Here is a 19,690-nt window from a genome sequence, read left to right as displayed (position 1 = left end):
GCGTGCCAGGTCCAGCCCTTACTGTTCCGCCGTGGTCTCTTCGATCAACCGCCTGACGATTTGCTTCGCGTCCAGCCCCTCGGCCTGCGCGGCGAACGTCGTGATCACGCGATGCGTGAGCACGGGCAAGGCCACTTCATGGACGTCTTCCAGGCGCACCATGTAGCTACCGTGCAACGCGGCCCGCGCCTTGGCGCCGAGAATCAAATACTGCACGGCCCGCGGGCCAGCGCCCCAGGCGACGAACGGTTTGATCCAGTCGGGCGCGATTCTGCCGCGCGGCCGGGTCTTGCGCACCAGCCGGGCCGCGTACTGATAAATATGATCCGGCACCGGCACGCGCCGCACCAGGTGCTGATGCTCGATGATCTCGGGCGCGGTCATCACGTGATCCAGGGTCGGCAGCGCGTCGCCCGTGGTGGTGCGGGCGATCAGCACCTCTTCCTCTTCCGAGGGATAATCGAGCTCGACCAGAAACATAAAGCGATCGAGCTGCGCCTCGGGTAGCGGGTACGTCCCCTCCTGTTCCACGGGATTCTGCGTGGCCAGCACGAAGAACGGCGAATCGAGATGGAACGTCTTGCCGACGACCGTCACCTTTTGCTCTTGCATCGCTTCGAGCATGGCGGCCTGGGTCTTGGGCGGGGCACGATTGATCTCGTCGGCCAGCACGATGTTCGCGAATACCGGTCCGTGTACGAAATGAAATTCACGCCGGCCGTCCGCCGCGTCCTGCAAGATGTCGGTGCCGGTGATGTCCATCGGCATCAAGTCGGGCGTGAACTGGATGCGGCTGTAGCGCAGTGACATCGTCTCGGCGACTTTACTTACTAGCAGCGTCTTGGCCAGGCCCGGCACGCCCATCAGCAGGCAATGCCCGCGGGCAAAGAGGCAGATCGAGAGCCGCTCGACAGTGTCGTGCTGGCCGATGATGACGCGGCCAAGTTCGTCGCGCAGCCGACGATAAACTTCGCGCAGCCGATCGATGGCCTGCACGTCATCGTCGTTGAGGGTGGCCGTCGACGGGGATTCGGAGAGCTGTGCCATCTCTGTGTTCCGCGCTAGAGGTGCAGCAGTAGAAACGCGATCGCGTCTATTAACTAACGAACGACGACGGAGGGGCCTCTTAGCTCTTCATCGTAGTCCGGGTGCGGCCAATCTGGCCCAAGACCACGACGGGCGATTCAAAAAGCCACCATACCACAGGACGCACGGCGAGGGAAATTTTCCCAGGAAGGGGCGGGGGGGTAAGTCTGAAATTCGTTTTCCCTGTTTTTTGTGGGTTTATCCGGCCGGGTACCATGGGGGAATGATCGAACTTTTCAGCATGGGCATGATGGCGTTTCCATTCTTCTTCGTGGCTGCACTTTCGCGCGAGCTTGCCAAAGAGAAAGGGGATGCGAGGTATGGCTGGTGGCTCTTCGCCATAACGTCTCTCGTTTTGGGACTGAACGTTCTATACGGATTCGTATCGTCAGCAGCTCTTTTGGAAGAAAAGAGATGGACCGCAGCTAGTTTCGCTCTCGCCGCGATAATCGTGCGAAGCATTCCTATTGTTCTTGTATGCTGGGCGGTCAGAGGCAGGCTCGCGAGACGAACGAGCGACAATCCCGACGATATGCCGCAAAATCAGAATTCAGACTGACCTACTACCCGAGAGAGCTCGGACGCCTTGAATAGCGTGCATCGAGCAAAGGGAAGCTTCGGCGCGCGTGTTTCTTTGGGAGCGAATTACCACGGCAAATCGGCGATCAAACCCCGAAGATAGAACGGTTAGGGGTTTTCTGTCTCGATGCCGTACCGCCGATTCTCGGTCTCCCATTCCGGCTCGGGCAATAACTCCACCGGAGGGCCATCGATCGCCTCCGCAACTTCCTCGTCTGTCAGGCGGTAGACCAGGATCGAATAGCCGATCTCGTCGTCCGGTTCGCGCTGCCGCAGATAGCTCGCCAGCCGCATGAAGCGCGCCGTTTCATACGTGTTGAGCATGGCCTGCCATTGCTGCTCCGGCGCGTAGTCGGTCAATTTCCGACGTCCTTCGGCAGTGGTTGACGACGTTCGATAGACATTGAAACTCCGCCGCAAGTTTCGGTATAGGGACTCATAGCCCTCGTTCCAACGACCGGGCATGAGACACACAACGCCGGGAAGCGTCGTCGCGCTGATCAGGTACGTGCCGCCGGTCAGTGGCTCCGTCACGTGGGGCTGCCACTTGAAAGGAAACGACGGCAATCGTTGCGCGTGAATACCGTAATACTCAGGCGGCGGCGCCCCGTAAAACGCGAAATACAATCGGCGCGGGTCGCTGGTATCGTTTGGATGAGCGTCGAGCCAGGCTTTCGTCTCTTTCAGATCCTGACTCCAGTCGAGCGAGCTGTCGACCAGATGCCGATAGCCGTTCCAGGGGCCGCCCGCCAGCGGATTGAAATACGCGAGATAATGCGGCCAGATCCACAGGCCGTCGCCCACGGCCCACAGCAACGCGCCGACTAGCACGCAGCGCAGCGCGACATTGCCGGCCTCGCTCCGCCTTGCCGATTGTCGAGGGGCAGACGCGCGGACAGGCGGGACGTGACATGCCCACGCTGCTGGGGCAAACCACCAGGCGGCCGCGCCGGCCATAATGAATAGCGCCGGATAGATCGGCAGCAAATGCCGATGCCCGATGTTCAAATGACTGGTAATCGCGAATGCCCAATACACGGCCAGGAGCGCGATGAGCGGCGTGATCTCGTATAAGCGACTGCGGTCCGGACGCGCGCGGGATGCGGCATCGTTACCTGGCGCGGATGCGTCGCTTGTTTTACGCGCAGCGCGGCCGAAGCGCCAGCCGGCCGCGGCGGCCAAAACCAAGATCACAAAGACGGCCAAGGGCGTTTTGTAGGCGAAGCAATAAGGAAAGAAACTCCGCCAGCCTCTGTGACGGTATGCGCCGTTAAGAAACGCGCTGCGCGACGCGGAATTACGCAGGACGTGCGAAAAACCGTAGAGATACGCCTCGGGAAGCAACCGTTGCTCACGCGCCATCTCGATCGACCGGTTCACGGTCGCCGATTTGTTAGTCACCGCCGCCCAATCGATCGAGACCTCGGACGCTCCGAGCGCCGGGTTAAGCATCGCGTAGCGGAAGCCGTACGACGCCCAAATCGACAGGGCTACGCCCAGCACCAATAGCGGCACGATGGCCAAGTAAAGGAAGAACTGGCGAAGCGGTCCACGACACTCGCGCGCCGGTCCCCAGCCAACAAGCTCGGCGGGTCGGCGATTGCACAATCGAACCACGAGCAAGAGTCCGCCGATGGGCACGATCATGGGGGCCGCGAATTTCGAAAGGAACAAGCCGGACAGCGCCAACCACGTCGCCGTCAGTGTCCACGGCGAGACTCGATGCAGTAACCGCCAGAGCGAGGCGACCGCCGCCGTGAAAAATAGCGCGCTGGCCATGTCCGAGGTAATCAGAAATCCATGCGTCAGCATGGGCGGAGAGAACACGAAAATCGTGAGACTCAACAGACCGGCTGCAGGGCCGAACAGTCGCCGCGACCAGCCGCAGATCAACCACGCCAATGACACGCCGAGCAGGGTCATCACCGCCCGGCCGCGCAGCAGCATCTGATCAGCATCGTTGCCGCTTTGGTAGAAGAACTCTTCGGCAAAGTCCCATTGCCGCAACTCACGCCACGCCGCGTTGTCGGTTGAAGGCAATTGATAGCCGGAAAGCCACACCGGCAGCCCCCCCAGGCGCTCGGGCAAGTTGCCGTTTTCGGGCTGAATGCGATAGTCATTCCTTGCCCAATAGCTGACGCCGCCGGTGAGGTGTGCGCCTTCGTCGCCGGTTTGCGATTTTCGTAGCGAAGCACTGAGCCCCAGCGCCACGTAGCAGATCGTTAGCGCCGCGACGACCAGCGCGTAGCCCAGCGAGTCCCGAGCGCGGGGCACGTTGGCGGTATGAATCTCGACGGGACCATCGTGCATTAGGTGCAAGTCCTGAGCACGTCCATGCCTGGACGCTCGAAAGGGTTTACTATGAGCGTCGACTCGTTTCGAATCAACACGAGGCGGCCGGGCGATCAGGAGAACTGCAATGCTGCCGCCCGGGTCTGCAATCTCGGAAGCGGTACCCTAAGATCCCGACCTCGCAGAGGCAAGCTACAGAAGGGACCGATTTTCCCAAAGTGGCGCGCGCGGCTTAGGGCACGACGACCGGCTGCGACTGGTCATGGTCGCGGGACTCTCCCCGCGCTAACGAACGGGAATAGAACATTGCCCACGCGCATAGCAGCAGCAAACCTCCCATGAGAACGACAATTCCTGCCCAGACAGGAAGCAGAAACGCCGCCAGCAATACCGAAATGCCGTGGGCGACCTGCAAGCGCCCGCCGAGGCGGTGTGTTCGTTCCCAGACGTAATCGCTCTTCAAGGTCCAGGGGGTGCGAATGCCCATCACGGAGTTGCGACGGATCTTTCCCATCCAATTGCCAACGATCAATAGCATCATAGCCAACGTCACTAACACCATTCGCAAAAGATAAGACGGGTGGTTACCGCCCAAACAGATCATCGCGGCATTCATGGCGATGATCGTGATCGCAAAGATGATGATCATCCGTCCGTACATGGGGCCTGATCGCTTGAGCGCCCCTGACTGCGAGCTTAGGTATGGCAGGGAGGGTAGCACCGCAAGCGTGATCGTGAACAAGAGCGGTGCCAGGATGCCGAGTTCCCAAGGGGACCCGTAGCGATCGACCTCTCCCTTCCAATTCCAGTGTACCGGCACGCGGTCGGGCGACGTGGCGATCGCCCAGAAGCCCAGCGCCCAATCGCCGAGCCACAACAGGCCCAGCACGATTCCCTGGTTGCGCGTAATCATCAGCTTGTCCCTCTGCGCAGGCGCGGTTTGCCCGTGGCGCGCGTGGCCTTGATTCCGCGGGCGGGGTGCGATGCGGGAAAAAATCGCTCGGAGATAAAGTGCAGCAGGTCTTCGACGACGCTGGTATTGAGCGTGTAGACGACGAACTGCCCTTGCCGTTCGTCACTGATCAGATCGGCGGCTTTCAGCACATTCAGATGAAAACTGAGGGCATTGGGGGCCATGCCGAGCCGATCCGCGAGTTCGCCCGCATTGCGCGGACCGGCAGCGAGCGCCGAGAGTATGTCGCGGCGCGTCGGATCGGCCAGGGCTTTGAAGACGCCTTTCATACGAGTGCGACCACGGCGGTTGATATTTCAGTATTTCAACGGATATTGAAATCATGCCCATCGCGGCGACTCCTGTCAATCCGCCCGAGCGATAAACCTTTGGCAATCACCCGTTCGGAGAAGGGCGCGCAGCGATAGCCAGGGGCCCCAGGTGGGGAAAAACGAAAGAACCGCTCGGCGCAAGCGAATGCTAACTACGTATGCGCAGCCGAACAGCGTTCATGTGAACCCACCGCGACACGCTTTGACATCCATCGCGGCTACGCAACCGCGGCCGCATGCTTTAAAATTTACGTGCGGAAACAATCGTCAGGCGAGGAGATTGCAAATGGCCAGGTCCTCAACGGATGTGGATAGCGGCAATCGGGGCACACGGTTCGGTGATGAGCCGGAACCACACAGCGGCGAACCGCGGCGGCACGTCGTGCGGCAGGCCGCGAAGGCGATTTGGCAGTTCGCGAAATTCATGATCACGCTCCCCTTGGTCGTGGTGCGCGGTCGGCGCACCAACCTGGAAGAGGTCACGGTTTATTCCGCACACCCGAGCTTCTTCTTGTGGTTGCTGATCGTCGTGGGGTTCGTGTCGGCCTCGATCGTCACGCGCGAACCGCAGTGGACCGGCTTTTTCGGCTGGCTCTATGTGTGGGTGCTGCTGTATTTCATGGTGACGTTGTTGTACGACTTCAGCACGCGCAAGCTGGCGCTGTGGGTGCTGATCTTCGGCCTGATCTGGCTGACTTCGAAATATATCGAGGACATCAAGAACGTGATGATCCTCAGCACGGTCTTCGACTACCTGGCCGATCTGCAGCCGAAATTCGATCCCGGCACCGCCACGGTGCTGAGCTGGCTGCTGCTGCTTCCCTGGATCGGGTCGCTGTTGCACATGGCGCTCAACGGTCGGAAACGATTCACGGCCAACGAAATCGGCGAGTTCCACTTCGGCGAAGGAAGCGAGCTGACGGACCGCACGGGCTTGCGCTTCCGCACCAAATACCGCGACGTGCTGGAGACGATCCTCACCTTCGGCGGCGGCGATCTGTTGGCCGTCGACAATCACCAGAACGTCATCAAGCGGTGGGACAACATCCTGGGTCTCTTCTTTCTCTGGAACGATCTCGATCGCATCCTGCACCAGCGTGCGGTGATGGAAACCAACGACGACGATGAGGGCAAGGCGCATTCGTCGTAGCGAGCCGTGGCATTTATGCGGCGATTGCTCGCGCCTTGAGGCGCGATCGCTGCACGGCGGCACCAGCCTGATCCGACGCGCGATTCTGTGCATCACTATGTCCGAGAATTCCCGCCACGGCTCGAACCACGCGTCGAACCCCTGGCCGCTTGTCCTGTGCCTGGTGGGCGTCGACTATTTCAGCACGCTGGCCTACCTGCCGTCGATGGCCGTGCAGGCAGCCGGCCCGTGGGCGCCGATCGCGGCCGCCGGCGTGGTGTTGATCACGTTCGTGCTGGCGTTGCCGGTCTATTGGTACATCGTCGGTCGCGCGCCCGACGGACGCGGCGCCACCGGCGTGCTCGAGGATCTGATTCCCGGCTGGCGCGGCAAGATCGTCGTGCTGACTCTGTTGGGCTTTGCCGCGGGCGACTTCGTCATCACCCGCAGCTTGTCGGTCGCCGACGCCACGGTCCACTTGCTCAACAATCCACACGGGCAGCGTTTACTCGCGCGATTGCCAGCGGGCTTGCGCATCGACGACCACATCTGGTGGCCGCCGTTGGAACGGTTGCTCGTCCGCCTGATTCAGCCGCAGGTCGCGATCACGCTGGGGCTGTCGATCGTCTCGTTTGCCGCCTGGCAGTTGCTCAAGCACGGCCTGACGCGGCGGATTCTGCTGGTCACGGCCGCGGCCGTGGTCGGGTATATGCTGTTAATCTCGGTCGTGATTGGTAGCGCCCTGGCGGAGGTCGCGCGACACCCCGACATCTGGCAAAACTGGACGGCCGAGATCTTTGAAGTCGTGCCCCAGGACTTTGTCGCCGGTGAAGGCGCGTCGTTTACCTGGCTCTGGCCGTGGCTGAGCATGCTCTTGTGGACGTTTCCGCAGATGGCGCTGGGCCTCAGCGGCTTTGAAATGATTCTCTCGGTCGTGCCGCAAGTGAGCGGGGGCGTGGGCACCGAAGAGGAACGCATCGCGCGGCGCGTGCGCCACACGCGCAAGCTGATGCTCATCGCCGCCTCGATCATGGCCGTGTACCTGGTCAGCGCCGTGGCGGTGACGACGTGGTTTGTTCCCTTTTCACAGTTGGAGCATGGCGGCGCGGCCGAGAACCGGGCTCTCGCTTACATCGCCCACGGCTCGCCGTTGGCGACCGGCGCCGCGCTCAATCCGATGTTCGACCATCGCTTCGGCGATTTGTTCGACCTTTCCACCGCGATCATCCTCTGCCTCGCCGGCGCTACGGTGACCATGGGGCTGCAAAACATGTTGCCGCATTACCTGAACCGGCTGGGCATGGAAGTCAGTTGGGCCGGACGGTTGGGCGTGATCTTGCTCGTGCTGAACGCGATCGTCCTTCTGGTCACGGTTGTGTTCCGCGCCAGTCCCTCGTCGCAACAATGGGCCTACGCCACGTCGGTGCTGGTGTTGTTGGCCGGCGCGGCGCTGGCTGCCGCCAAGGATCTGGGCATGCGCGATTGGACCCGGTCCGCGCGGCTGCCGCTCTTGGCCTTGTTCGCGTTGGCGGGCGGGTTCTTTCTCGTGATGACGGGGCTCACCGTGGCGATCAATCAGTCGGGCCTGGCCATTGCCCTGTCGTTCGTCGTAGGGATTCTCGGCAGCTCGATCATTTCCCGCTGGATTCGCAGCACCGAGCCGCGGTTCGAAGGTTTTGAGTTCGCCGACGAAGAGACGCGCGGGCGCTGGAATCAACTGTGCCGATCGGGTCCGAAAGTGCTCGCGCCGCATCGACCAGGCTTGATCTCGCTCACGCAAAAGAGCCTTGAACTGCATCGCGACTACCGCCTCGACCCGGCCATACCGATCATTTTCGTCGAGGTGTTCCTGGGTGACCCGAGCAATTTCTATCAAAGCCCGCTCATGAAGATCGAGCGCGAAGAAGGGCTGGAAGTGATTCGCGTGTCGCGGTGCGTGAGCGTAGCCCACGTGCTGGCGTCGATCTGCCTGGAACTGTGTCGCGACGACGGCGAACCGCCGGAGATCATCTTCGGCTGGTCGAACGAGCCGCCGCTGGCCGCGAACTTGAACTTCCTGCTGCTGGGCGAGGGAAACGTCCCGTGGATGGTGCGCGAACTGGTGCGCAAAGCCAAGCCGGCCGAGGAGCGGCAGCCGAGGATTTTGATCGGGTGACTGCGGCCGTTACCTACTTCGATAAATGCGCGCCATCGCCTTCTTCTGCAGCCGGCCTCTATGAGGCCGGGTCTTTTGGTATCGCTTCCGGGGTCAGAGACCCCGGCTACAGAAGGTGCAATTACCCATCGGTACGGCGCGCTGGTACGCTGATACGTCGTTGCACGAATCAGCATTAGCGTCAGGCACGATTCACCCACACTTCCCCATGTCGCACGAAGAACATTTTCGAAAGCTCGAACGGATGTACGTCCGGGCGCCAGGCAACGACTTTTACGCTCCGCGGCTGTCGATCGCGCACGGCGCGGCGGAGCTTGTGATTCCGATCGACCGGCGTTTTTATCACAGCGGCGGCGGGGCGCACGGCTCGGTCTATTTCAAGGCGCTCGACGACGCCGCATTCTTCGCCGTCAATTCGCTGGTCGAAGACGTGTTTGTTCTAACCGTCACGTTCACGACCTATCTGACCGGCCCGATTTCGGACGGCGCGATGCACGCCCGGGGGCACGTGGTCCACGCGGCCCGCAGCTTCTTCGTGGCCGAAAGCGTGGTCTGCGACAGCGACGGCAAGGAGATCGGCCGCGGCAGCGGCACCTTCACCCGCAGCCGCATCCAGCTCACGCCGGAGATTGGATATTACTGAAGCGCGGATCGCTGATCGATGAGTAATGAACGGGCAGGAGAAGGCAGAAGGCAAAATGATGAATGGGCTCTCGCCCGCTTCGGCGTCCTCGCTGTTCGTTCATCATCCTGCATTCGATTTGGTGGGTACATCCGATTCAGCCCCGCAGGGGCGATATCGAGATTGCGAGGGTCGAACAATTGTCCTATGTCGCCCCTTCAGGGCTTTCGACGTTTCGTTTCGCCGCTAACCGTGGATTGGCACCCACGGCTACACGATATCGCCCCTGCGGGGCTTTTGGCGTCGACGCTCGCCACAGGCGTCTCGCGTGTGCCACTGGTGGCTTGTCCACCAGTGAAGCGCTGAACGCGGAGTGAGGAGCGCGAAGTCGGCTGCCTACTGCCGACCGCCGACTTGTGTCTTTCGACATTTGCAGTTCGACATTGGCCCTTTGCTTACAACCGCGTAACGCCCGCCGGGCTTGCCCGGCTAAATGATCGCAGCTCATTGGCGGCTGGTCGCTGCGGGCCTCCCTTGGTCTACCGCCCACGGGCGACTTTTTTGCAAGCGGTAGTGCATGTATTGGTCCCGCGACGTATACTGATAACGCGTGCCGGCAGGCGCACGTAGGGAAGCCCGGGGGGGATTCCTTTTTTGGGCAATTCAGAGCGCAGGGTGCGCGCTCGGGGGAAGTTCTTGGGGGGGCGCGATGGTGCATGCCCTTTTTTGCGCAGTGGCTGCGCTACGGATGGCTCCCTCCGCGCGCTCGCCTGACCCGAGGGGCGCGCAGGCCCAGGCGCCGGGCAAGCCGCCCGCCGTGGCGTCCGTCCGCCATGCTTACCCATTGGCTTATCCGCGGCTCGATCAGTCGCTTTCGTCATACGGTGTGAGTCCGTCGACTCGCCATGCGGCGTCGCAGCCGAGTTTCCATTTCAACCCGTACACCGGCAGCCATATGCAATAGAGAGTCCCGCGCGGGAGCGCGGCTGCGGTGGGCAGGCCGTAGGAACTCGGAAGCGTTGAGCGCGCATGTCTGCTTTCCAGAGCGATCTGGCCGGCAGACTTACCATACGTTCGAAGACACGTTGGGCGGACGATGTTTTCAAGATTTCTCCATAGACCGGCGTTGGCGATCGTTATCTCGATCATCATCCTCTTCCTGGGCGGATTGTCGATCAAGACGCTGCCCATCTCGCAATTCCCTAACGTCGCGCCGCCGAGCGTCGTGGTCACGGTCGCTTTCCCCGGCGCTAGCGCCATCGTTCTGGTCGATTCGGTCCTGGTCATTTTGGAGCAGGCGATCAACGGCGTACCGGACATGCGCTATTTGATCTCGGCCGGTACCAGCGCCGGCGAGGCGACGATCCTGGTCGTCTTCGAACCCGGCACGGACCCGAACGTCGGCGTCTTGAATGTGCAGAACCGCATCCAAACCGTGAAGCAAAGGCTTCCGCCCATCGTGGAACTGGAGGGTATCGTCGTCCTCCAGTCCATGACGAGCATGCTGATGTATTTGAACGTCTACAGCACGGATCCCAGCCACAACCAGGATTTCCTTTACAACTACGCGTTTGTCAACGTCGTGCCCGAGGTCAAACGGGTGCGGGGCATCGGCAGCGCCAATATCCTTGGTAGCCGTGCCTATGCGGTGCGGGTGTGGCTGAATCTCGATCGAATGCGGGCCTACAACGTGGGCTCCGACGACGTCATGAAGGCGGTCGGCAGGCAGAGCATGATCGGCTCGCCTGGACGACTTGGCCAGGCGACGGGCCGAACGTCGCAAACCATCGAGTACGTGCTGACGTGGGTGGGCCGCTACAACAAGCCGGAGCAGTATGAAGACATCATTTTGAGAGCGAACCCTGATGGCGAGGTACTGCGCCTCAGGGACGTGGCAGAAATCGAACTGGGGCCTGCCTATTACAACATCTACTCGAACATCGACGGCCATCCCTCGGCGGCCATCGTGTTGAAGCAAATCCCCGGCACCAACGCCGCGGCCGTGATCGAGGAGGTCAAGAAAACGCTCGAGCGCATCAAGGAGAGTTCGTTTCCCGCGGGCATGACCTATGAGGTCAGCTATGATGTGTCTACGTTCCTCGAGGCTTCGATCCACCAGGTGTACCACACTCTGTTCGAGGCCTTCGTGCTGGTCTCTCTGGTGGTCTTTCTATTCCTCGGCGATTGGCGTTCCACGCTGATTCCGACCCTGGCGGTTCCGGTATCGCTGATCGGGACCTTCTTCTTCATGCAGTTGCTGGGCCTGTCGATCAACCTGATCACGCTGTTCGCCCTGGTGTTGGCCATCGGTATCGTCGTCGACGACGCGATCGTGGTTGTCGAAGCCGTACACGCCAAGATGCACGACAAACACCTGTCGCCCTATCGGGCCACCAGGGAAGTCATCAATGAAATCAGCGGAGCGATCATTGCCATTACGCTGGTGATGACCGCCGTGTTCGTGCCCGTCACCTTCATGACCGGTCCGGTGGGCACGTTCTACCGCCAGTTCGGCATCACCATGGCCACGAGCATCGTTCTCTCGGGTATCGTGGCCCTGACGCTAACGCCCGTCTTGTGCGCGATGATCCTCAAGCCGCACACGGGCGCGCGAAAGCGTGGGCCGCTGGCCTACTTCCTGTATCTGTTTGACCGTGGCGTGGAGAAAGTTACCGGCGGTTATGCGGCCTTTTTGCGCCCCATCGTTACCCGCCGCATGCTGACGATGGTGGTCATCGGCAGCTTCAGCATCGGTATTTTCCTGGTAAACCGGGGGCTGCCCTCCGGGTTTATCCCGTTGGAAGACCAGGGAATGATTTACGGGGTTCTACAGACGCCGCCAGGCTCGACGCTGGAGTACACCAACGCCAAATCGCGCGACTTGCAGGCCATCGCGAAATCGATCGAGGGCGTCAACTCGGTCTCAGCCTTGGCCGGATACGAAGTTCTGACCGAGGGGCGCGGATCGAACGCGGGGACCTGTCTGATCAATTTGAAGAACTGGTCCGAGCGCCGCATGTCTTCGAAGCAGATCATTCAGGAACTCGAGCATAAATGCCGCAAGATGTCGAACGTGAAGCTCGAGTTCTTCGAGCCGCCCGCGGTGCCGGGCTTTGGGGCGGCCGGCGGCGTTTCGTTCCGTCTTTTGGACAAGACCAACACGATGAACTACAAGCGCCTCGGAGAAGAGGCAGAAAAGTTCCTGGGCGCCTTGAAGGAACGGCCCGAGCTGACGAGCATCTTCACGTTTTTTGCCAATAACTATCCGCAATATGAACTGATCATCAACAACGACGTGGCGATGCAGAAGGGTGTGACGATCAAAGACGCGATGGACAACCTGTCCATCGTGGTCGGCAGCACGTGGGAGCAGGGCTTCATCCGCTTCAACCAGTTTTACAAGGTCTTTGTCCAGGCCTTGCCCGAGTTTCGCCGGTATCCCGAGGATTTCGAGAACATGTTCGTCAAGAACGATAAGGGAGACATGGTCCCTTACTCCTCGTTCATGACGCTCAAGAAGCAGCAGAGTCTGAACGAAGTCGACCGCTATAATCTGTATCCGGCCGCTCCCATTCAGCTTTCGCCGGCGCCCGGCTACAGCACCGGCCAGGCCATCAAGGCGATCCGCGAGGTCGCCGCCGACACGCTGCCCCCGGGCTACGGCATCGGCTGGGAAGCCCTCGCTTATGACGAAGCGGGAAAGGGGAACCTGGCGATCTACATCTTCTTGATCGTGGTCGGCTTTGTCTACCTGGTGTTGGTCGGGCAGTACGAGAGCTTCATCCTGCCGCTGGCCGTGATCATGTCGCTGCCCGTCGGCGTCTTCGGATCCTTCCTGTTCCTGCGAGTCATGGGCCTGGCCAACGACGTCTACGCCCAGATCGGTCTGGTCATGCTCGTCGGTCTGCTGGGCAAGAACGCGATTCTCATCGTTGAATTCGCAGTGCAACGGCACCACGAGGGAGTAAACATCAAGGACGCGGCCATCGAAGGCGGAAAACTGCGCTTCCGGCCCATTATGATGACCTCCTTCGCCTTCATCGCCGGCTTGATTCCGCTCGTCCGCGCCAACGGCCCCGGGGCCATCGGAAACCGCACGATTGGCACCACCGCCGTCGGCGGCATGCTGTTGGGCACGATCATCGGCGTGTTGCTCATTCCCGGTCTGTACTACGTGTTCGCCAGGTTGTCCGGCGATCGCAAGCTGCTGCAAGACGAAAGCGGCACGCCGCTGAGCGAGATGGTCGGACACCAAGGACCCGGAATGCCGATCTATCCTGACGAAGCGGCGTGAGGGTAGCGGGAAGGGAGTGGGCAGTGGGCTGCCGGCAGTGACTATTAGCCGCCGCGCTCGCCCGGCGTTTCGGACAATTGCATTGCGACATTCGTCATTTACTGCCGGCGGCCCTCTGCCGACTCATTCGCTCACGCCAGCAGTTCGCGCACCACGCGGGCCTTCGTCACTTCGTGATCGGTCAGGCTGTCGGCGCGGCCGTCGTGGGGAAAAGTCAGCTCGGCGTGGTCCAGGCCGAGGGCCGCCAGGATCGTCGCGTGCAGGTCGTGGACGTTTACGACGTCGGTCACCGACTTGTAGCCGAAGTCGTCGGTCGCGCCGTGTACATAACCGCGCTTGAAGCCGCCGCCGGCCAGCCACAGGCTGAAGGCGTGGCGGTTGTGGTCGCGGCCGTCGGCCTTTTGCGAAATGGGCAGCCGGCCGAACTCGCCCGTCCACAGCACGATCGTCGAATCCAACAGGCCGCGCTGCTTCAGATCGGCCACGAGCGCCGCCGACGGTTGATCCGTTCGGGCACACAGGCCGCGCAGATTGTCCGAGTTCTTCGAGTGCGTGTCCCACGGCTGCCCGCTCATGAAGACCTGCACGAAGCGGACGCCCTGTTCGACCAGGCGGCGGGCCAAGAGACACCGGCCGGCGTATTCGGCCGTGGCCGGATTGTCGAGGCCGTACATCCGCCGCGTGGCCTCGCTCTCGCGCGACAGGTCCAGGATCTCGGGCACGGCCGTTTGCATGCGGGCGGCGGTTTCGAAGTTCGCGATCCGCGCCTGGAGCTCCGTATAGCCGGGATGCCGGGCCTGGTGCGCCCGATTGAGCGCGTTGAGGAACGTCAGCTCTTCGCGCCGCGCCGCGGCCGTCACGCCCGACGGCGATTCCAGGTGCAAAACGGGCGATCCCTTCGCGCGGAACGGAGTGCCTTGATACAGCGCCGGCAGCCAGCCGCTTTGCCAATTGCGGATGCCGTCGACCGGCAATCCACCGGGATCGGAGAGCACGACGTACGACGGCAGATCGCGGTTTTCGGTGCCCAGCGCGTACGCGACCCAGGAGCCGAGCACCGGCCGGTCGGGCATGATCTTGCCGTTGTGGATCAGCCGCAGCGCCGCCTCGTGATCGACACTTTCGGTGGTCATCGAGCGGACCAACGTCAGCTCGTCGGCCACGCCGGCCGTGTGCGGCAGAATCTCCGAGAGCGGCATGCCGCACTGGCCCGCCGGCGCGAACTTGAAGGGCGACGCGAGCAGGTTCCCCTTTTGCTCATGAAAGTGAACTTCGAGCTCGCCCGGATAGGGCTGACCGTCATGGCGTGTCAGCTCCGGCTTCTCGTCGAACAGGTCCATCTGGCTCGGCCCGCCATGCTGAAACAAGCAGATGACAGCCTTGGCCTTGCCGGCGTTTGCTAGCGCCGTCGATGACGCACGCGCGACGCGCGGCGCGGCAAGCATCTCGGCCAGCGCCAGGCTGCCGAGCGCGCCCGCGTAACGACCAAGAAATGCTCGACGGTTCAGGTGGAAGTGGTTTTGCATGGCTGACTGTCCGTTAAATACATTTCACCACGGAGGCACGGAGACACGGAGGAAACAAACGATGAGTGCGAAGTGATGAGTGACGAACGGGAGTAACTCATTGTTGCTATAAGGATCGCTACGCCTTCGCAGACGATCAAAAGTTGTAATAGTACCTAAGGACAATTTTTCCTTTACGATCGTCAACGGCAAGGATGAACGAATCGCCCTTCTGCCCCGGCGCATAGCGGTCTGAGACGTAATACGTCCAGTCGGATTCGCCTATTAGCCCGACGGGAGCGCGCTGCCGAATTCTGTTTGCAGCCCACTCGTCGGCGCCGATTTGTCGCAAGCTCCAGCGGTCATTTAGAAAATCGAGAAGTCCGGGAACGTCCACAGATTCAAAATAGTACTCGTCGGTGATGTATTGATAAACCGTTGCGCTTTTCAGATCGATGCCGTTGCGTCCCGCGTCATCGACAAGTTCGATGATCCGGCCGGGCCATTGACTCCTGAGGCGAACTGCTTTAGTGGCCGTTGGGGGCGGAGTTTCGCGATATTCTCCGCACCCATAAGCGCCAATAAGAAGTGCCGCGGAAAGGGCCAGTTCAGTTCCGAACGATCTTCCACGGATGTGTGGGGTTGGGGACATGCAAGGCTCGTTCATAACTCAGCACTCATCGCTAAGCGTTTCTCCGGCTCATCATTCTGCAGTTCTTCTCGCCTTCCCTCCGTGTCTCCGTGCCTCCGTGGTGCCGTCCCCTACTCAACATACAAAAACGCGCTACTGGCCAGCAGCATCTGGCAGAAATCGCGCCAAGTGCGCTCAGTCGCGTCGGGCTGGCCGGCGTAGTTCGCGGGTTGGGTCGCCAGGAACTGTTCGGCGGCCGCGGCCTCCTCGGCCGTTGGCGGGCGCGAGTACGTGACAAGGAACGCCTGCGCGACGCGAGCTGCCGGATCGTCGCCGGCAGATTTTTCCAAACGCGCGGCGAGCGCCGCGGCGCGGGCCGTGACGAATTCCGAGTTCAGCAGACTCAGCGATTGCAGTGCGATCGTCGAGGCATTACGCCGCGTGCAGTTGTTCCCCCCTTGCGGTACGTCGAAGACGTCGAGCATGCTGTCGGGCTGGGTCCGGCGGCGTTGCAAATAAATCGAGCGCCGCGCGACGGCGCCGCCCTCGGCGACGACCACTTCGCCGGTGTCGGTGCGCTTGGTCGGCACGTACGGGCCGCCGACGGCCAGATCGAGTTCGCCGCTGGCGCGGAGCATGCAATCGCGGATCGATTCGGCATCGAGCCTTAGGAGCGGAAACCGCCCGAGCAGCAGGTTTTCGGGGTCGGCCGCCCGCACTTCCTCGTTGGCGGCGCTCGATTGCCGGTACGTGGCCGAGTTCAGGATCAGCCGGTGCAGCGCCTTGGTGCTAAAGCCCGACGCGACGAACTCGGTGGCCAGGTAATCGAGCAACTCGGGGTGCGACGGGGGCGCGCCGGTGTAGCCGAAATTGTCGGCCGTGGCCACGATGCCGCGACCGAAATGCTGCTGCCAGATGCGGTTGACCGTCACCCGCGCGACCAGCGGATGCCGAGGATCGGTGAGCCAGCGGGCCAGGGCCGTGCGCCGCCCGCCGGCGGGCGTGGCGGCCCCGACGACTTCGTACGATTGGCCGGCCGCGTTCATCACTTGCGGCACCCCGGGCGCGACTTCGGAGCCGAGAGCCCGATAATCGCCACGCACGAGCAGATGATGCGGCGTCGGCTCGGTTTGCACGTCGGCCAGGATCGACAGCTCGGCCAGCGGCGTGGGAAGCTGCGATTCGAGTGCGTCGATTTGCGTGTTCGCCTGGTCACGTGCCGTGGCAAAGTCGGGGAATTTCTCGGCCAGTGCGTCGTGCGGCAACTCCGTGGCGTCGTTCAGGGCTTTGACGAGCTTCTTCTCGTCGGGGCTGCGCTCCTTCTTGTCGTGCTTCTCGGCCTCGGCCAGCTTCGCCCGCGTTTCTTCGTCGAGGCTGGCCCGATGTTCGGCGGCCAATTGTTCGCGAAAGCTTTTGGCCTTTTCTTCCAGCGCGTCGCGCACGGTTTTGATTTGTTCATTGAGCGTTTTGGTGCGCTCGGCGTGTTCCCGGCGCTCGTCGCTACGGGCGACCGACACGCGACGCTGGTTCGGCTTGCGCCAATCGTCCGGGCAATAGGCCGGCCAGAAGATCGCTTGCAGTTGATAGTATTCGCGCTGCGTGATCGGCTCGAATTTATGGTCGTGGCAGCGGGCACATTGCACGGTCATTCCCAGCAGGCTGGAACCGAGAATCTGCACGGTTCCTTCCAGCACGGTGAAGCGATCGGCACGCTGCTCGTCGGGGTTGCCGTCGCTTTCGCCGGTGCCGTCCGGAGCGTTGCGCAGAAAGTGAGTCGCCACCAGTGGCTCGACCATCGAGGGCGTGACGTCGCCGTCGGGCGTGTAACCGGAAAGCTCGTCGCCGGCGATCTGCTCGCGCAAGAATTGGTCGAATGGCTTATCGGCGCTAACGGCCGCGATCACGTAATCGCGATAACGATAGGCGAGCGGCCGATCGGTGTCGGCGTTGAAGTAGCCATTGCTGTCGGCGTAGCCGGCCGCGTCCAGCCAGTGCTGCCCCCACCGCTCGCCATAACGTGGACTGGCCAGGTAGCGCTCGACCATCCGCTCGTACGCGCCGGCGGCCGTCTCAGGGAGAGAAATGTCCGAGAGATACGTCGCGATCTCCTCGGGCGTAGGCAGCAGGCCGGTCAGGTCGATGGCCACGCGCCGCAATAGCACGAGCGGCGGCGCCTGCGGCGCGAGTTGCCCGCCGCGGCGCTCAAGCTCGGCCAGGATGAATCGATCGACGTCGGTGCGGACTTGTTCGCTGTGCGCGACCGATGGCATGGCGGGACGTGCGGGCGGAACGAAAGCCCAATGGTCGGGGCCGGGCCGCGCGGCCTCTTCGGCGCTCGGCAGACCGGGGGCGCCGGCCGCGATCCACTCCTTTAACAGGGCGCGCTCCTCGGCAGCCAGCGGAGCCTCCGGCGGCATCTCGTTCGCGTCGATGCGCTCCCATAACAGGCTTTTCTCGACATGGCCCGCCTCGACGCTCGCGCCCGATTCGCCCCCGCGGGCGATGCTGCGCGGCGTGCTGAGATTCAAGCCGCTCTCATGCTTCATCGGCCCATGACATTTGACGCAACGGGCACGCAAGAGAGGCAGGATGTCGTGCTTCAGGTCCGGCGGCGCGGCCGCGACGGGAGCGGCAAAAAGAGCCGGCAGCAGGCAGAGGGCAGCGGGCAGTAAACGGAAAAGAGCCGGCAGCAGGCAGAGGGCAGAGGGCAGTAAATGCCAAAGGCCGAATCGATTGCCCTGCGTGCCACTGGTGGCTCGTCCACCAGTGATCGCTCGCTCGGTTCGGCACTGGTGGGCAAGCCACCAGTGGCACCGGAGCAACCTTTGCAAATGTCGAAGCAGGAAAGACGGCAGCAAGCCGAAGGCGGTGGTGTCACCGCACCCGTTCGTCACTCGGGTGTTTTGGTTTTCTTTAGACATTTGAGTTTCGACATTCGTTGTCGGCGGGTGACGTCCGCCGCACAATCACTTGTTTATTTCGCACCCGATTCGGCCACCAGCGTGCGCCGGACGAAATCCTCGTCCAACGTCACGCCCAGCCCGGGCCGGTCCGGGATCGCGATCCACCCATCTTCGGCTTGCACGCGCTCGATTGTCAACTCGTGCCGCAGGGGCGAATCCTCGACGCAATCCTCGTAAATGAAGGCGTCGCGGCAGGTGGCCAGCCAGTGCAGGCCGGCAGCGACCGTGACCGGGCTCGTATAGCAGTGATTGCACAGCCGGGCGCCGATCTCTTCGACACGGTCGCGAATATAAGCGGCGTCAGTAAAGCCGTTGCGGGCCAGGTCGACCTGATAGACGTCCACCGCGCGGCGATCGATCAGCGGGCGGAAGGCTTCGCGGCCGCATTCTTCCTCGCCCGCCGCGATCGGCACGGGCGAGCGATCGCGCAGCCAGGCATAGCCTTCGTAATCCTCGGGCCGGAGCGGCTCTTCGAGCCATTCGATTTTGAAATCGGCAAACGCGTGCGCGCGGCGCAACGCCGTTCGGGCATCCCACACGCAGCCGGCATCGATCAGCACGGTGCCGTCGTCGCCCACGCCGGCGCGGGCGCCGCGCACCAGGTCGATATCAACCGCCTCGGACGGGCCCATCGGTTCCCAGCCGAATTTCACGGCGCGGTAGCCGGCTTCGCGCCAGCGGCGGCCGATGTCGGCGGTTTCCTTGCCGTCGCGGCCGAAGAGAATCGAGGCGTACGCCTTGATGCGGTCGTGCTGCTTGCCCCCCAGCAGCCGATGGATCGGCTCGCCGAAATGCTTTCCTTTCAAGTCCCACAGCGCCATGTCGATGGCGGCCATGGCCGTGACCGTGGCCGAAGTGCGGCCGAAGTACATCGTGCGGCGGAGCATCTTTTGCCACAGCCGCTGCGTTTCCAAGGGATTCTCGCCGATCAGCAATTCGCGCAATCCGCAGGCGATGTTGTGGCTGAACGGAGCGTCGACGATCGCTTTGACAACCTCGGGCGAAGAGTCGGCCTCGCCGATCCCCTCCAGTCCGTTATCGGTGCGAACACGAACGAGGACCGAATCCTGGCTGCTGGCGGTCTTCGCCTGCACGTTCTGGATTCGCAGAATCTGGCAGACGACGTGCGTGATCTTCATGCGATTTGCCG

The 19,690-nt window shown here is 62.1% G+C and carries 13 protein-coding genes; 5 read left to right on the top strand and 8 right to left on the bottom strand.

Features of this window, described 5'->3' with window-relative positions:
- Positions 1-18: 18 nt before the first annotated feature.
- Positions 19-1,047 carry an AAA family ATPase gene (locus VHD36_07445; GenBank protein HVU87138.1) on the bottom strand — a complete coding sequence of 343 codons (1,029 nt, stop codon included), beginning with the start codon at positions 1,045-1,047 and terminating at the stop codon, positions 19-21.
- Between the two features lie 262 nt (positions 1,048-1,309).
- On the opposite strand from VHD36_07445, the gene VHD36_07440 reads away from it, so the two are divergent.
- A complete protein-coding gene (locus VHD36_07440) occupies positions 1,310-1,645 on the top strand; it encodes a hypothetical protein (protein ID HVU87137.1) in 336 nt (111 codons plus the stop codon).
- 128 nt (positions 1,646-1,773) lie between these two features.
- Here the strand turns inward: VHD36_07440 and VHD36_07435 are convergent, their stop codons facing one another.
- The 3 genes from VHD36_07435 to VHD36_07425 all read right to left on the bottom strand — a co-directional run bounded on the left by VHD36_07435 (position 1,774) and on the right by VHD36_07425 (position 5,199).
- Positions 1,774-3,975: a hypothetical protein gene (locus VHD36_07435; GenBank protein ID HVU87136.1), complete on the bottom strand. Its 2,202-nt coding sequence runs from the start codon at positions 3,973-3,975 to the stop codon at positions 1,774-1,776.
- A gap of 214 nt (positions 3,976-4,189) precedes the next feature.
- Positions 4,190-4,870 carry an SdpI family protein gene (locus VHD36_07430; GenBank protein HVU87135.1) on the bottom strand — a complete coding sequence of 227 codons (681 nt, stop codon included), beginning with the start codon at positions 4,868-4,870 and terminating at the stop codon, positions 4,190-4,192.
- Entirely contained in the window at positions 4,870-5,199 is a 330-nt protein-coding gene (locus tag VHD36_07425) for a metalloregulator ArsR/SmtB family transcription factor (GenBank protein ID HVU87134.1), read from the bottom strand. Before VHD36_07425 ends, VHD36_07430 begins: the two co-directional genes overlap by 1 nt.
- 328 nt (positions 5,200-5,527) lie before the next feature.
- Here VHD36_07425 and VHD36_07420 point away from each other — a divergent pair, with 328 nt between their 5' ends.
- The 4 genes from VHD36_07420 to VHD36_07405 all read left to right on the top strand — a co-directional run bounded on the left by VHD36_07420 (position 5,528) and on the right by VHD36_07405 (position 13,441).
- Entirely contained in the window at positions 5,528-6,391 is an 864-nt protein-coding gene (locus VHD36_07420) for a hypothetical protein (GenBank protein HVU87133.1), read from the top strand.
- Positions 6,392-6,488: 97 nt separating this feature from the next.
- Positions 6,489-8,525, top strand: a complete 2,037-nt coding sequence (locus tag VHD36_07415; GenBank protein ID HVU87132.1) for a hypothetical protein — start codon at positions 6,489-6,491, stop codon at positions 8,523-8,525.
- Between the two features lie 115 nt (positions 8,526-8,640).
- Entirely contained in the window at positions 8,641-9,168 is a 528-nt protein-coding gene (locus VHD36_07410; GenBank protein HVU87131.1) for a PaaI family thioesterase, read from the top strand.
- Positions 9,169-10,243: 1,075 nt separating this feature from the next.
- Positions 10,244-13,441, top strand: a complete 3,198-nt coding sequence (locus tag VHD36_07405; GenBank protein ID HVU87130.1) for an efflux RND transporter permease subunit — start codon at positions 10,244-10,246, stop codon at positions 13,439-13,441.
- Positions 13,442-13,572: 131 nt separating this feature from the next.
- Here the strand turns inward: VHD36_07405 and VHD36_07400 are convergent, their stop codons facing one another.
- From VHD36_07400 to VHD36_07385, 4 genes are all read right to left on the bottom strand, one after another.
- Positions 13,573-14,967 (bottom strand): DUF1501 domain-containing protein, encoded by a 1,395-nt coding sequence (locus tag VHD36_07400; GenBank protein ID HVU87129.1) that lies wholly within the window; start codon positions 14,965-14,967, stop codon positions 13,573-13,575.
- Between the two features lie 136 nt (positions 14,968-15,103).
- On the bottom strand, positions 15,104-15,598 hold the full coding sequence (locus tag VHD36_07395; GenBank protein ID HVU87128.1) for a hypothetical protein: 495 nt from the start codon (positions 15,596-15,598) through the stop codon (positions 15,104-15,106).
- Between the two features lie 110 nt (positions 15,599-15,708).
- Entirely contained in the window at positions 15,709-18,498 is a 2,790-nt protein-coding gene (locus VHD36_07390; GenBank protein HVU87127.1) for a DUF1553 domain-containing protein, read from the bottom strand.
- Between the two features lie 53 nt (positions 18,499-18,551).
- Positions 18,552-19,679: a mandelate racemase/muconate lactonizing enzyme family protein gene (locus VHD36_07385; GenBank protein HVU87126.1), complete on the bottom strand. Its 1,128-nt coding sequence runs from the start codon at positions 19,677-19,679 to the stop codon at positions 18,552-18,554.
- Positions 19,680-19,690 lie beyond the last annotated feature (11 nt).

This window comes from Pirellulales bacterium, from assembly GCA_035546535.1.
Classification (GTDB): Bacteria; Planctomycetota; Planctomycetia; order Pirellulales; family JACPPG01; genus JACPPG01.
The sequence above is the reverse complement of the archived record's forward strand: the minus strand, read 5'-3'. Positions and strand labels throughout refer to the sequence as shown.

Coding starts and splice junctions, on each gene's coding strand:
- VHD36_07430 (HVU87135.1), bottom strand. CDS start 4,870: ATGATTACGCGCAACCAGGGAATCGTGCTGGGCCTGTTGTGGCTCGGC.
- VHD36_07440 (HVU87137.1), top strand. CDS start 1,310: ATGATCGAACTTTTCAGCATGGGCATGATGGCGTTTCCATTCTTCTTC.
- VHD36_07395 (HVU87128.1), bottom strand. CDS start 15,598: ATGTCCCCAACCCCACACATCCGTGGAAGATCGTTCGGAACTGAACTG.
- VHD36_07420 (HVU87133.1), top strand. CDS start 5,528: ATGGCCAGGTCCTCAACGGATGTGGATAGCGGCAATCGGGGCACACGG.
- VHD36_07405 (HVU87130.1), top strand. CDS start 10,244: ATGTTTTCAAGATTTCTCCATAGACCGGCGTTGGCGATCGTTATCTCG.
- VHD36_07425 (HVU87134.1), bottom strand. CDS start 5,199: ATGAAAGGCGTCTTCAAAGCCCTGGCCGATCCGACGCGCCGCGACATA.
- VHD36_07390 (HVU87127.1), bottom strand. CDS start 18,498: ATGTCTAAAGAAAACCAAAACACCCGAGTGACGAACGGGTGCGGTGAC.
- VHD36_07435 (HVU87136.1), bottom strand. CDS start 3,975: ATGCACGATGGTCCCGTCGAGATTCATACCGCCAACGTGCCCCGCGCT.
- VHD36_07415 (HVU87132.1), top strand. CDS start 6,489: ATGTCCGAGAATTCCCGCCACGGCTCGAACCACGCGTCGAACCCCTGG.
- VHD36_07445 (HVU87138.1), bottom strand. CDS start 1,047: ATGGCACAGCTCTCCGAATCCCCGTCGACGGCCACCCTCAACGACGAT.
- VHD36_07385 (HVU87126.1), bottom strand. CDS start 19,679: ATGAAGATCACGCACGTCGTCTGCCAGATTCTGCGAATCCAGAACGTG.
- VHD36_07400 (HVU87129.1), bottom strand. CDS start 14,967: ATGCAAAACCACTTCCACCTGAACCGTCGAGCATTTCTTGGTCGTTAC.